The sequence below is a fragment of the Polaribacter batillariae genome, assembly GCF_017498485.1.
GTDB classification, from domain to species: Bacteria; Bacteroidota; Bacteroidia; order Flavobacteriales; family Flavobacteriaceae; genus Polaribacter; species Polaribacter batillariae.
The window spans coordinates 741,811-757,221 of the sequence record NZ_CP071795.1; the positions used below are offsets into that span (position 1 = coordinate 741,811).

General features: G+C 33.6%; 7 protein-coding genes. All 7 read left to right on the plus strand.

Annotated features, from left to right (window positions below; all coding sequences use genetic code 11):
* Positions 1 to 7 precede the first annotated feature (7 nt).
* The 7 genes from JL193_RS03365 (at position 8) to JL193_RS03395 (ending at position 15,406) form a co-directional block, all read left to right on the plus strand.
* On the plus strand, positions 8 to 2,146 hold the full coding sequence (locus tag JL193_RS03365; protein WP_207972486.1) for a T9SS type A sorting domain-containing protein: 2,139 nt from the start codon (positions 8 to 10) through the stop codon (positions 2,144 to 2,146).
* Between the two features lie 25 nt (positions 2,147 to 2,171).
* On the plus strand, positions 2,172 to 2,351 hold the full coding sequence (locus tag JL193_RS03370; protein ID WP_207972487.1) for a hypothetical protein: 180 nt from the start codon (positions 2,172 to 2,174) through the stop codon (positions 2,349 to 2,351).
* Positions 2,352 to 2,611: 260 nt separating this feature from the next.
* On the plus strand, positions 2,612 to 7,252 hold the full coding sequence (locus JL193_RS03375) for a beta strand repeat-containing protein (protein ID WP_207972488.1): 4,641 nt from the start codon (positions 2,612 to 2,614) through the stop codon (positions 7,250 to 7,252).
* Positions 7,253 to 7,518: 266 nt separating this feature from the next.
* The gene (locus JL193_RS03380; RefSeq protein ID WP_207972489.1) at positions 7,519 to 11,343 is read left to right on the plus strand and encodes a DUF8202 domain-containing protein; all 3,825 of its coding nucleotides are present in this window, start codon (positions 7,519 to 7,521) and stop codon (positions 11,341 to 11,343) included.
* 134 nt (positions 11,344 to 11,477) lie between these two features.
* Entirely contained in the window at positions 11,478 to 11,891 is a 414-nt protein-coding gene (locus JL193_RS03385) for a hypothetical protein (protein ID WP_207972490.1), read from the plus strand.
* Positions 11,892 to 12,009: 118 nt separating this feature from the next.
* The gene (locus JL193_RS03390; protein ID WP_207972491.1) at positions 12,010 to 12,702 is read left to right on the plus strand and encodes an ABC transporter ATP-binding protein; all 693 of its coding nucleotides are present in this window, start codon (positions 12,010 to 12,012) and stop codon (positions 12,700 to 12,702) included.
* Positions 12,703 to 12,904: 202 nt separating this feature from the next.
* A complete protein-coding gene (locus JL193_RS03395) occupies positions 12,905 to 15,406 on the plus strand; it encodes a TonB-dependent receptor (protein ID WP_207972492.1) in 2,502 nt (833 codons plus the stop codon).
* Positions 15,407 to 15,411 lie beyond the last annotated feature (5 nt).

The following is a 15,411-nucleotide window of genomic DNA, read 5'->3' on the forward strand; positions in this document are numbered from 1 at the left end:
TTAAAGCATGAAAAAAAATTATATTTTAACAATTGCTAGTGTACTTTTTTGCTATGCTTTCCAAGCTCAAACATTTCAAACTTGGAGAGACGATTCTGGCACAGGAGATAATTCATGGCAAAACTCAGTAAATTGGTGGAATTTCCCAAACCCTTCACCTATTGTATTTGGACAACAAGAATGGGACAACAATCATTTGCCTGAGCAAGTTAACTCTTCAGATATCAGCACTTGGAGGTTCCTATATAAAGCAGGAGCCTCAGATCCTCATACTTTTACAGGGAATCAAATAAGTTTTTTTGATTTTAGTGGAGATGACCCACAAATATTAAATCAATCTTCTGCAACTCATATAATAAATAATGCTATTATTGGTGACCCAGATGCAACAGATCCTTTAAAAGTTTTAATTGATGGAACTGGTGGATTAACTTTTGGTGGAACGATAAATAATCAAGGATGGTTAGATATTAATGGAAGTACAGCAACAGCTTCATCTACTATATTTAATGGAGTGATAAGTGGTACAGGAGGAGTTACGAAAGAAAATGTAAATATTTCTCTTATATACAAAGCAGACAATACATACTCTGGAGCTACTAACATAAATAACGGACAACTAGTATTAGAAGGTGATTTAACAAACAGTGATGTAAGTGTTGGAGCTAATGGTAGTTTACAAGTTTCTGAAAATGTAACAATTAAATCGTTAACAATTGCTGCTGGTGGTAGTGTAATTATTGATTCTGATAAGTCACTTACTATTTTAAATAATTTAGTTAATAATGGAACTTCTTTTAATATTAACTCTGGTGCTTCATTAATTGTAAATGGTACATCAACAGGAAACATTTCTTACAATTTAAACATTGCAGACACAAATTGGCATTTAATTTCTTCTCCAGTTATTGGTGAAGAATATAATGATGCTTGGATAGCTTCAAACTCAATAGCCTCAGGTGTTTCAGTAGCAACTAACAGAGGTATTTCTACTTACGATAATGATGTTGATGCTAATGGAAATTGGGTATATTATACAACTGGTGGTGCAGATACACCATTTGCATCAGGTTTAGGATATTCTATGTTAAGAAGCGCTTCTGGTACTTATACTTTTACAGGAACTTTAAAAACTGATGATACTCCTTTAACGATCACTCAAGGTTTTTCTGGAGCAAACAAGTGGAATTTAATTGGAAATCCTTATCCTTCTTATATTGATATTGATGCATTTTTAACAGCAAACGCCTCTCAACTAAGTGGTCCAAATGAATCTATTTATGTTTATAATGGTACTTCATTTGCACCATTAACAACAGGCTACATACATCCTGGACAAGCCTTTTTTGTAAATTCTGACGTGATAAGTTTAACTGATAACATTAGCATTACAGAAGCAATGCAAAGTCATCAAACTGGTGTTACTTTTTACAAAAGCGTTAATACCTCTATCAACTTAAAAATATCTGATGGTACTAAAAATGCAAACACCGAAATAAATTATTTTGCAAACAAAACAAAAGGTTTAGATCGTAGATTTGATATCGGTAGTTTTACTGGAGTTTCTAATAATGGCAAAAATAATCTAGCAGTATTTACACAGTTATTAGAAGGTAATAATGGAATTAATTTCGTTCGTCAAGCATTACCAAATAAAGATTTTGAATCTATGATTATTCCAGTAGGTGTAACTGCAGAAGCTGGTAAAGAAATTACATTTACTGCAGAGGCTTTAAATTTACCAACAGGTTTAAAAGTTTACTTAGAAGATAAAACTACAAATACCATAACTCGTTTAGATGAAGTAAACTCTAAATACAAATTAACGTTATCTGAAAAAGTTGATGGTACAGGAAGGTTCTTTTTACACACAAAAACATCAGCAGTATTAAGTACAGATAATGATTTATTATTAAATTCTATTAAAATTTTTAAAACGAATAATTCTACATTAAAAATTTCTGGTTTACCTGAAGGAAAAACTACTTTATCACTATATAATTTACTAGGTAAAAAGTTAGTAAATACAACTTTTAATTCTAGCGACTCAAATGAGGTGAATTTACCAAAATTGGCTACTGGAGTTTATTTAGTAAACTTAGAAACTGAAAATGGTAAACTAAACAAAAAAATAATTTTAGAATAAATACGAGAATTAAAATTTTTAAAAGATGAAAAAAAATATCAAAAATAAAGTAGAAAATACTCAAGAAATTTCTCGTAAAGATGCTCTGAAAAAAATAGGTAATTACGGAAAATACGTAGCATTAACTGCACTTGGAACTTATATGATTTTAAATCCACAAAAGGCACAGGCACAAAGTCCTGAAGCACCAGGAACAGGATTTTAGTTACATTGTTCATATTTTATTTTAAACCCAAAAATGCACATTTTTGGGTTTTTATGTTAAATAGCATCACTAGTGCCCATTCAAAATAATAATACCAAAAAATATTTCAAGTAAATCTGTACTATTTTTAATATGTGACCAATCTGTAAAATATGTTTCTAATTTTTTTGGGGAGAGTTTATATTCTTGTAAGTATTAAATAATTTATTATTATCTTTGCAATCTCCCCCAAAACCTAATAAAATTAATAGTCATTCATTATGAAAAATACTTTTTTATCAGTATTTGAATTTGGGGAAATTCAAAACTCATTTAAAAAAAGCACAAGAGCTATTTGTTTTTTTGCCATTTTAACTCTTTTAAGCTTTAACATTCAATCGCAAACCATTCCAAGTACTGGGTCTTCTGCAACAACTTGTGGAGATTGTACACCTACAGGTTGGTTCGATACTGGAGGTACTCCAGATATTTCGAACAGAACTATAACAGGTGGTTTAGGTTCTACTGGTGGGCAAGCAACTTGGGCAAACGCACCTCTTCCTCTTCCTCCATTAGGGCACTCTACTTGGATTACACTTAGAGATATTGGTCCAGATTTCCCAGAAGAATCTGTAACAACAAAAATAGGAGGTTTAATCGCAAACAAATATTACGAAGTTACTATTTATGCAATGACAAACTTATCCAATCAAGATGGAGGTCCTGGTAACAATCAATATTATGCCGGCACTTATATGGATAAGTTCGATTATCAGATAGACACTAATCCAAGACAAACAATTACATCTATTTCTAAAGAAAAATGGGGTGTTGCAAAAACTTTTTTTATTGGTACACCAGATGCAAATGGAGAGGTTAGTATTACACTATACCCAAGAAGTGATGGAGGCTACACTGCTGCAAACCTAAACACTGAGTTATTAGAAGTGGTAAATATTGCGGTAGGAGTTAATGCAGTAGATGAAGTAGATACAGACAAAGATGGTATTCCAGATACAATAGATATAGATGATGATAATGACGGAATTATAGATACTGTAGAAACAACTGTAGGCGGCATTACTTACGATCCATTAGGCGATGAAGATGGAGATAAATTACCAAACTATTTAGATAGTAAAGACGACAATGGCACAGGTGATGGAAGCAACACAAATTATGATGATATTAATGGAGATGGCATACCCAATATTTTCGATTTTGATAATGATGGAATTCCAAACCATTTAGATTTAGATGCAGACGGTGATGGAATTCCAGATATTATAGAAGCCCAATCTACAACTGGTTACATCGCTCCAAATGGAGTGGTTGGCGCAAATGGTTTAGATAGTGCTTACGAAAGTGGAGATGATACAGCGAGTGCAAATGGTTTAGGCGGTGTTGGAGGCGCAGGTCTCATTAATTTTGAGGGCAGTGGAAATCCAGACTATTTAGATTTAGATTCAGATGGAGATGGAGTTTCAGACACTATGGAAGCCAATATAACCCTTACAGGAGAAGTAGGTATTAATGGTTTAGATAACGCTTACGACAATGCAGATAGTTATACAGACCCCAATGGAAGCTTTGACAATACTCAATTAAACAACTTTCCAAATACAAATGTAGCAGATTCTCCAGATGATGTTAACTGGAGAGACGCAACAACATCTTCTGGAAAAGATACCGATTTAGACGGCATACCAGACTCTGTAGATATAGACGACGATAACGATGGTATTATAGATACAGTAGAATGTGCAACATCAAATGTTAGCACAAGCAATGCCTCTGCAATACAAAGCAGTGTAGGCGTTACAAACCCAACATTTGCAATTGGCTCTAATAATTCTAGAGCTGGTTTAAATGCTGTAACAGATGTTTTAGTTGTAGATTTGGGTAGAGTTGTTGCCAAAAATACAATTATAGAAATAGAATCACGTGTTACCAACAATATAGATCATGTGATGAAAGTGCAGCAATCTTTAACTACAACTGCCACTAGTTTTACCAACCCTAAGGTTTATAATTGGGTGGCTATAAACACAGAACAAAATAAACAATACAAACTTTCTACAAGTGCAAGGTATATAAGAATAAATTTAGAATTTGCAGGCGCAGGTGGTGGAGAATTACAAATCGACAATGTTCTTTATCAAGGCTTTACAGAAATATGCGATAGCGATGGAGATGGCATCCCTAATATTATCGATTTAGATTCAGACAATGATGGGATTCCAGACAATATAGAAGCACAATCTACATTAGGTTATGTTGCACCTTCAGGACCTGTTGGAGCAAACGGATTGTACAGTATTTATGAAAATAACGACACTTTAGGAGCAACTGGTTTAGGTGGTGCTGGAGGAACAGGTTTAATTAATACAGATAGCGCAAACGATACCATTCCAGATTATTTAGATACGGACTCAGATAATGATGGCGTATTAGACAGAATTGAAGCAAACAACTCTCTTAGTGGAGTTTTTGGAAATAACGGTTTAGATGAAAATTACGAAGTAGCAGACAATTATTCAGATATAAATGGTACTTTCGATAACACCCAAGCCGATAATTTTCCTGATGCAGATAGCGATGTAAATACGGGTGGAGATGTAGATTACAGAGATGCAGATTCTTCCTTTAGAGACAACGATAACGACGGAATCCCAGACTCTGTAGATTTAGACGACGATAACGATGGTATTTTAGATACAGTAGAAAATGCAAATAGTTGTTCTGGAAGCATAACAACAGCAGTAAGTAGATTAACTGTAAATGGTGGTGGCTCAGAAACAACAAGACAAATAAACCTTTCGTCTTTAGGGGTGGTTATTGGAGACTTTATAACCGTAAGCAATGTTAGAGCAAGAGGAGATATAGATTCTGCTCCTGATAATGAAGGCTTTACTTTAAGATTCAACAACTCTATAAACACATCAACTTTACTAACAGCAGGAATTCAGTGTAGCGGAACACTAAATGCTGTCGCGCCAGCAGTAAACCAAACCTTGGCAGTAGTAGATATTGGTTCTGGAGTACCAGGAATTAGAGTTAGAGCAACTACTTTACCAGGTGTGGGTAATTTTTGTGATGAGGATGGAGGGCAAGTCACAGCAGATTTAGCCCTAGAATACACCATGGATATCTCATGTTCACCACAATTAAAAGATACAGATGGAGATGGCATTCCAAACTCATTTGATCTCGATTCCGACAACGATGGAATTCCAGATAATATAGAAGCACAATCTACAGTAGGTTATGTAATACCAAATGGAGTTTTTGACGCGAATGGCGTAGATACAGCCTATACAGGAGGCTTAACACCACAAGATACAGATGGAGATGGTTTAAAAGACTATCTAGAAAACGATTCAGATAACGATGGTATTTTAGATACTGCAGAAGCAGGTCTTCTTTTATCTGGAATTTATGGCACAAATGGTTTAGACAACAACTACGATAATGGAGATAATTATGCAGATGTAAACGGAAGTTTCGATAATTCACAAACAAACAATTTTCCAGATGAAGATGGTGACGTTTTTACAGGAGGAGATGTCGATTATAGAGACGATACTTTTACAAACGACAAAGATGGAGATGGTATCAGCGATCAAGTAGATTTAGACGACGATAACGACGGTATATTAGACACAATAGAAATTGGTTCTTGTACACTTCCTGGAAGCACTGCCTATGTTTGGGAAAACCTATACCAAGTTACTTCACCAAACGGAACATTGGTTACAGACGGAGACGATCCAATCTCAGTACCTACCAAAACTGTAAACAATGTAAATATTACATTATCAAGAACTTCAAACGTTTCTAGTGATAGTAATTACAGAGTAAACGATAACATAACAACAAACAGTTCTCTTAACTTTCATCAAAAAGGTATTGCTACTGGTTTGTCGAGAAATTACTTCGATTTTAGCGATCCTGTTTATAATTTAACTTTTACAATTTACGATTTAAATATAGACAACGCACAAACAATAGACAACGTAGAAATCTTTTTAACAAAACAAGATGGAACAAGGTATTTACTACAACCAGCCGACTACACTTTAGGTACAACACATACATTTAACGCCGCTACAAGAAATTTTGTAGGAACAACAGCAGGTACTGGTGCCACATCTAACCTAACCATTAACCCTATTCCTGCTTGGATTATAAAAATGCAAATTATTTATAAGAATACTGGAACAGGAATAATTACAGGCCACCAAGATATCGCTTTAGGAGACTTAAATTTCTGTACACCTTTAGATAGCGACAACGATGGAGTTTTCGATTATATCGACTTAGACTCAGATAATGATGGTATTCCAGACAACTTCGAAGCACAACCTACTAACGGTTATATAGCACCAACAGGTAGTTTTAGCAGTACTGGTATCGACTTAGCCTACGGAACCGGAATAACACCTCAAAACACAGATGCAACAGCCATTACTGGCGCAGATACAGTTCCAGATTATTTAGATTTAGATTCAGACGGAGATGGAGTTTTCGATATTTTAGAATCTGGTTTAACAACAATTACACCAAACTCCGGAGGAAGGGCTACAGGACCTGTTGGTTCAAATGGTCTATTAAATACTTTAGACAATGGAGACGCTTACAACGATGTAAATGGTAGTTTCGACAATACAGTAAATGACAACTTTATAGATAGCGATGGAGACGTAAACATTGGCGGAGATTTAGATTATAGAGATACGGTTGTAGGTGTAGATACAGATAATGATGGTATAGCAAACAATATAGATATCGATGACGATAACGATGGAATCTTAGATATTGCAGAAAGTGGGGAAATAATCCTGATGGAGATGAAGATGGAGATGGAATTCCTAACTACAGAGATAATTCTGATGATGGAGATAGTGGAGACGGCAGTTTAACAAACTATACAGATTCAAATAGCGATGGCATTCCAGATGTATATGACTTCGATGGTGACGGCGTACCAAACCATTTAGATATCGATGCAGACAATGATGGTATCCCAGACAATGTCGAAGCTCAACCTACATTAGGTTACGTTGCGCCTTCAACAGATATAGATAACGATGCAGATAACGATGGTTTAAATGATGCTTACGATACAGATTGTACACTAGGCAGTCCTTGTGGTACAAGTAGCACTGTTGGAACAGACATCTCTGCAATGCCAAGAAATACAGATAACGATACAGGGCCAGTAAACCCAGATTACCTAGACTTAGATTCAGACAACGATGGAATCCCAGATATTGAAGAAAATGGTTATCCAGACAATACAATTAGCGGAAATGATGCTGATGGAGATGGTTTAGACGATAATTTCGAAGGCGCAGATATTAATGATGGTTATGATGTAAATGATGAAATTAATACCCCATCAACAGATTTACCTGATGAAGATTCAGATGTAAACACAGACGATGTAGATTATAGAGACAGTGATATAGACCCAGTATCTCCAGACTATACAGGAAATACATTGTGGTTACGTGCAGATTTAAATGTAACAGGAGGTTCTAATGTTTCTCTTTGGGAAGACCAAACTGCAAGTTTAGATTTTACAGCACCAGCAGGTCGAGAACCAAATGCAACAGCAAACTTATTAAATTTTAATCCAACAATTACTTTTACCCCAGCAAATGGAGATGTTTTAAGATATACAGGTAACCTTAACCCTAGAACAATGTATATTGTCTATAACGATACTTCTACAAACTCTTGGGTAACTCCTTTTACTAACGACGATGGAGATGGAATAGGTCATGGTCATACTAACGACACACAAATATACAATGCCACATTTACACCTCCCGCTGTTATAAACGGTAACGAGTACATTAATGGTTTAGCTAGTGATTTTCTCACACAAGGAAGACCCGATAATTTTCAAATTCAATCAAGAATTTTTACCTCAAATATTTCAAATGAAACCAGAAATTATTACGTAGGTAGAGACAGATTGAATGTAGATAGAGTTATTAACGGTAGTGTTGCAGAGGTTATTTTATACAGCGATGCGCATTCAGATGCAAGAAAACAACAAGTAGAAACCTATTTAGCAATTAAATACGGTTTTACCTTAAGTAATGCAAACAGCACTTCTGTTACAGATGGAGACTATGTTTTAACAGGAGGAGCTCCAAAAATTTGGGACTATACAGCAAATGCTACCTACCATAATGATGTTGCAGGTATTGGTAGAGACGATGCCATGGCTTTAAACCAAAAACAATCTAAATCTGTAAATTCAGATGCAATAATTACTATTGGTTTAAATGAAATAGAAGCTACAAATGCTTTAAATACAAGTGCTTTTTCTTCCAATAAAGATTTCTTAGTTTGGGGTAATAACAATGGTGTTATCAACACAACAACAGAAACAGAACTTATTTGTGCTCCAGAAAAAACAATTGGTAGAACCTGGAAAATTGTAGAAAATGGTAGTGTTCCTTCAACACAAATTGCAGTCAACAGAGCAATTATAGATGCTGCCCTTACAACCCCAAATACTGTAAAAGTGTTAAAAGTTGCAGACAATGCCTCATTTACAACAAATGTAAATTACATCCCACTAACCAGCACAACTATAAATTCAGAAGTAGTATATGCTGCTAACTATAATTTTAACGGTGTAAAATATTTTACTTATTCAGAAATTAATGGAATTTTCTGGAACGGTAATGCCAATGCATGGTCTGGAGGAAATAGTGTAGCTATAACAGGCGGACCAAGTACAAACGCTGCAGACTTAGATAAAGTAATGGTTATCAATTCAGAAACATCTCTTACACACGCTGTTTTAACCGAGAATGCAGAGGTAGAATGTGTATGGATTAAACCAAACTCTAAATTAATGGTTGCAGATGATAGATATTTAGAATTCGACGAAGACTTTATTTTAGATGGTGAAATTAGATTAATTGGAGATGGACAGTTAATTCAAACCCATGCAGGTTTATCAAACGTACAAGGTTCAGGAAAACTGTTTAGAGATCAACAAGCAGTTGTACCAAGTGTTTATAGATATCATTATTGGTCTTCTCCGGTAAGAGAAAATGGTTTAGATACCTATAGAGTTGGACAAGTTATGAAAGATGGAAGCACCCCAACTTCTGCCTCTTCTACAATTACAGACATTAATTGGATTGATGTAGATCAAGCAGGAGAGCCTAATCGTGCTTTAGACGGAGTTCCTAGTATTGGTGGTGAACCAATAAAAATTTCAACATTTTGGATTTACACCTATTTAAATGGTACAACTCAAGCAGACTATGTAAGAAGACTCGAAACAGGTTCCATAAAAAGAGGGCAAGGATACACAATGAAAAGTACTGGACAAAACCCACAAAATTTTACTTTTGTTGGAACTCCAAACGATGGTTCTATTACTTTTAACCTTACCCCTAATACACTAAGTATATTAGGGAACCCATACCCTAGCGCTTTAGATGCTACCGCTTTTATTAATACCAATATAAACCAGATAAATGGTACGTTATATTTCTGGGAACATACAGGAGAAGACGAATCAAACCCTGCAACTACAGAAGGGCATAAATTAACGGGGTATCAAGGAGGTTACTCTCAAAGAAATATTTCTATGGGAATTGCCGCAAATGGGGTTGGCTCTGTAGAACCTTTTGTTTTCGATTGGGAGACTGCTACCAGTAGTGGAAGTAACGTTACACAAACGGTAGAAGGCATTACTGCAACAGTAACACTTTCTTCTGAAAGTATAGAATTAAACCCTAATCCATCGAACATAGGAGGAACATCTGGTAACATTATTACAAAAGTAAGCGGTGGTACAAATGAATATCAAGTGACTATAAACTTTGATGCTAAAGTAGATCTAAAAAATATTACTTTGTATAACAATGCTCCTTCTAACCCAGCATCAGATCCAACAGTTACTTTAACTCCACATGGAAATAATTCTAGTGTAACACAAATCTTAACAGGCGTATCTGAGCAAGAAATTACTTTAAATTGGGAAGACATAACATCGTTTACAATAACGACCAATAGGCCTTATAATTTAGTAATAGATGATATGGACTTTACAAAAGGAAATTTACCGAGTTTAGGAGACGGAACTTATCATGCTCCAAATAGATACATTGCTGTGGGGCAAGGATTTTTCGTATCTGCTTCTTCAGAAGGAGGAACAGTAAGATTCGAAAATGCTCAAAGAAATTATAAAGACGATGATTATGAAAGTGGTGGTACCTATTTCTTTAAAAATTCTTCAAAAAAATCTGCTAAAAAAGCATCACAAGAAAATACCGATTTATTACCAATATTAAAACTTGGTTTTAATCACAATGCTGGAAATAATATAAAAATACACAGACAAATTGGAATATCGTTTAGAAGAACAAACTCTTTTAAATACGATAATGGTTACGACAGTGAAATTTTCGATTTAAACGACACCGATTTTTATTGGCATTTCCCAAATTATTCAGACAAAAAACTAATTATTGCAGGTGTTTCAGAAATTAAAAATTCTTTAGAAGTGCCACTAACCATTGTTTTAGGCTCTAACAGCCCGTTTGAAATTCAGATAGATGAAGTTAAAAATATAAACAGAAACATTTATTTATTAGATAAATTAACAAACACGTATTACGAACTAAGTTCAAAAACCCAAGAGTTAAACATTGGATCTGGAACTTATACAGATCGTTTCTTTATAACTTTCGGTAAACAAAATGTATTAAGTACAGAAGATGTAAATCCTTTAAGTAAAGAATTATCGATCTTTATGGACAATACTTCAAAAGAAGTAGTGATTAAGAATAACAAATTACTTAAAATTAAAAAAGTAGTATTATTTAATCTTCTAGGTCAAAAAGTTCGTGAATGGAAAAATATAGACAATATTACAGAAAACAGATTAAAAACAAACAAACTTTCTGCCACTGTATATATTTTAAATGTAGAAACCGAGCAAGGTAGAATATCTAAGAAAGTTATGATTGAATAAAAGTTAAATTACCAATAACACCTAAAACCGAAACTTAATTGTTTCGGTTTTTTGTTTTTATACACCTCCACAAAATTTATTATTTTTACATAAAAATTATCTAGAGTAATTAAATATAATTCTATATTTGTAATGTGAAAAATTTCAAAAGAATAATAAGTTTTTTTCTTGCAGTGGTCATTCTTATGATGCACGCTCTTACTATTTTTCACACATTAGATCACAATGATAACAATCTTGAAAATCAAAAATTAGAAACATCTTCTTTAATTTTTGATTTTGATAAAAGTTCTAACCTAAGTGAACTATGTAATATCTGTGATATGTATTTTAATGCAGAATTAGAAGAATTAAAAACTTCTAACTACGCAATTACTACTTCACAGATTATTTTGAGTAAGATTATTTTACAACAAGAAGCGTTTTTTACACCTCTTGTACTCGATCAAAAACAATCCAGAGCACCCCTTACCAAGCTTCTTAATACAAAAATATACAGTTTTAATTACATTATTGTAATCTTTTATCATACCCTTTTTTTAGGTTAGTATAACATACAACTGTTTAGTTTCTGTATTCTACACACAGCAAATATTTTTAAAGTTGCTATAAATAGGGTTCTTACTTTTTAAGAACACAATCTATCACTTACAAAAAAGCACTATCATGTTAGAAGCTAAAAAACTTGTAATGCGCTATGACGAAAAATTAGCGTTAAATGAGTTGAGTTTTTCTGTAGCTCCAGGCGAAATATTTTGTCTATTAGGACAAAATGGAGCAGGTAAAACAACAACCATTAATATTTTTTTGGGGTTAATAAAACCAACTTTTGGTGACGCCCTAATAAACAATACCTCTATTAAAGAGAACCATTCTATTAAAAATTTTATTGCCTATATACCAGAAATTGTTCAACTCTATGGCAATTTATCTGGTTTAGAAAACTTAGACTTTTTTAGTCGTTTAGCAGGTTTTAAATACACTGAGCAAGAACTTTCAAAATACTTAAATAAAGCCAATTTACAACCAGAAGCCTTTAAAAAGAAATTAAATACATACTCTAAAGGAATGCGTCAAAAAGTAGGAATTGCAATTGCTTTGGCTAAAAATGCATCTTATATTTTAATGGATGAACCAACATCTGGACTAGATCCTAAAGCGTCTGTAGAATTTGCAACAGTCTGTAAAGAATTATCTGCGAATGGTGTAGGCATACTTATGGCTACTCACGATATTTTTAATGCGGTAAATATAGGTTCTAAAATTGGAATAATGAGAGAAGGCACTCTAGTCCACCAAACAGAAACATCTAAAATATCTGCCCAAGAACTTCAAGATTTATACATCAAAACAATTTAATTATACCATTTCTTGTTTGAAATTACTATAAGAGAAAATGATGGCTTTTTCTTCTTTACATCAATTAGAAAAAAAGAGTATCGCCTTTGTTACAGCATCTTTTTATAATAAAACAAAAAGAAAAAAGGTACTTTATTCCCATAATTTCAAACGAAAAATAGAATTAATAATACAAACCCAAATAATTTACAAACAACTAAAAATGAAATTTAAAAACATCGTATTTACAATTATTTTTTTAGCAATACAAGTTAGCTTTTCTCAATCTAAAATATCAGGAAAAGTTGTCGATAAAGAAAATAACCCAATATTAGGAGCCAATATTCTAATTGAAAAGAAAGGTTTAAAACAACAAGGTACATCAACAGATATTGATGGCTACTTTAGTATTGAAACTAAAGAAAATGGAACTTATAAATTTCAAATAACATTTATTGGCTTTAAATCTTATAAAAAAAACCTAAACATTGCATCAAATACAAATATTAATATAGGAAATATCGTTCTTGAAGAATCATTTGAATCTTTACAATCTGTCGAAATTATTGGAAGAATACGTAAAGATTATAATAGCGATTACTCTTTTTCGGCTACTAAAATAGCCATTAAAAATAAAGAATTACCTCAAGCAGTTAGCACAGTAACCAAAGAACTCATTTCAGATCGTTTGGCTTTTCAGTTACCAGATGCTGTAAAAACAATTAGTGGTGTAGCCGCTACTGGTTTATACAATCATTACAATATTAGAGGTATAACTCAAGCAGACGACGGTCAAGTGCTTAATGGAATGCGTACACGCCAATATTACTTTTTACAACCCATTACATCTCATTTAGAACGTGTAGAAGTTATTAAAGGTCCCTCTTCTGTTACTTTTTCTAGTGCAGATCCTGGAGGTACTGTAAATATGGTTACTAAAAAGCCACTAGCCAAAAAGAGAAGTTCTGTAGGCTTTACAACAGGTAGCTTTGGAACGCTAAGAGCTACTGCCGATTTTACAGGACCTTTAAACGATTCGAAAACCTTATTGTATCGTTTTAATGCAGCTTTTCAAGATGCAGATTCTTTTAGAGATTTGGTAAATAACAATGCTATTTTAATTACCCCATCTTTAAGTTATGTGCCTAATGATAAAACATCGCTAAATGTTGAAATGATTTACAGTAAAGCCGAAGGTAATTTAGATAGAGGACAGCCGATTTTTGGTGCAATTAATGGTAAATTCGATATAAATAGTACCCCAATCACAAGAAATGTAGGTGCATCTAACGACTATTACAAAACCAATGAACTAATATTTATGGCAAATTTTAGTAAAAAATTTACCGAAAACTTTGGGTTTAATGCACAATATATGAAACAAACTTGGAATGAAGATTTAGCCGAACACAGGTTTGATGGAACTGCAGTAGATATTAATGGCAATGTAATTCCTACACTTGCAAGAATGCGATACGACCAAAGGCAACAATTTTGGGAAACAGATAATTTTAGCGCCTACTTTAACTATACCATTAAAAAAGAAAACATTACTAATAAATTTTTAGTTGGCTATGATGCAACTCGCTGGGAAAGGAAAATTGGAGCAGGATTTTTACGCGCTAGAAGGTATTTAACCGTAAATGGTGGGCAAGCCAATTACGACCCAAGTAATCCAGACAATTTTAAGCAAATGGTTGTAGATGGTGTAACTATGCCAGTACCAGCTGTACCGCATTTTAATTTAGAACATCCATTTAACGGAGCTAGAAATACAAATGCATATAATTTATCTGAATTATCGATTCCTGCCAATTTAAATACCTCTAATGGCATTTATATTCAAAATCAGTTTAAAATTGGCAAATTTTCTGCTTTGCTAAACTTAAGATACGAATGGTTTACAGATATTTTTGATTATAAAGGGAATGAGCAAACGTTTAAAACTAGCGCCTTTGTGCCTAGACTTGGTTTAACTTACGAAGTTACTAAAGACATAAGTGCATATGTTACTTATTTAGAAGGCTTTCAACCACATACAAATACAGTATCATTATCTCCTACTCTAGAAGGTTTCTTTTGGTCTGCATCTCCAGGAAGGTTTGATCCTCTAGAGAGCAGTTTAACAGAAATAGGTGCGAAAGGAGAATTTTTAAATGGCAAAATATTTGCCAACCTTGCCATCTTTAATATTACACAAAAAAACATCTTACTAGGAGACACTTATAATTTAGAGAGCTTAACAACAAGAGGTAAACAAAGAAGTAGAGGTTTTGAAACAGATATTTCTGGTTATGTACTCCCCAACTTACAATTAACAGCTTCTTATGCCTATACAAATGCTACAATTCAAGAAGACGCCATTAAAGAATTTATTGGAAAGCGAATAGGTGGATCTCCAGAACATAATACAAATTTTTGGGGGAGATACAACTTTAATTCAAACTCTAAGTTAAAAGGAATTGGAATCGGTTTAGGAGCCCAATATGTAGATAAGAGATTTACCTGGTACAACCCAACCTATGCTACAGAGAGAGTATTATTACCATCATATACTGTATTTGATGCGGCCTTATATTACAAACCAAATAATACAAACATGCAGTTAACGCTTAAGATTAACAATTTGTTTGATAAAATTTATTGGTTAGGTGGCCTTAATCCTTCTAGACTAGGTCCAGGAGCACCAAGAAACTTTTTACTAAATGCTACTTATAATTTTTAAACAAA

What these genes read in the sequence shown, in the direction of transcription:
- JL193_RS03365 (WP_207972486.1), top strand. Translation starts at nt 8, where the DNA reads ATGAAAAAAAATTATATTTTAACAATTGCTAGTGTACTTTTTTGCTAT.
- JL193_RS03370 (WP_207972487.1), top strand. Translation starts at nt 2,172, where the DNA reads ATGAAAAAAAATATCAAAAATAAAGTAGAAAATACTCAAGAAATTTCT.
- JL193_RS03375 (WP_207972488.1), top strand. Translation starts at nt 2,612, where the DNA reads ATGAAAAATACTTTTTTATCAGTATTTGAATTTGGGGAAATTCAAAAC.
- JL193_RS03380 (WP_207972489.1), top strand. Translation starts at nt 7,519, where the DNA reads ATGCCAAGAAATACAGATAACGATACAGGGCCAGTAAACCCAGATTAC.
- JL193_RS03390 (WP_207972491.1), top strand. Translation starts at nt 12,010, where the DNA reads ATGTTAGAAGCTAAAAAACTTGTAATGCGCTATGACGAAAAATTAGCG.
- JL193_RS03395 (WP_207972492.1), top strand. Translation starts at nt 12,905, where the DNA reads ATGAAATTTAAAAACATCGTATTTACAATTATTTTTTTAGCAATACAA.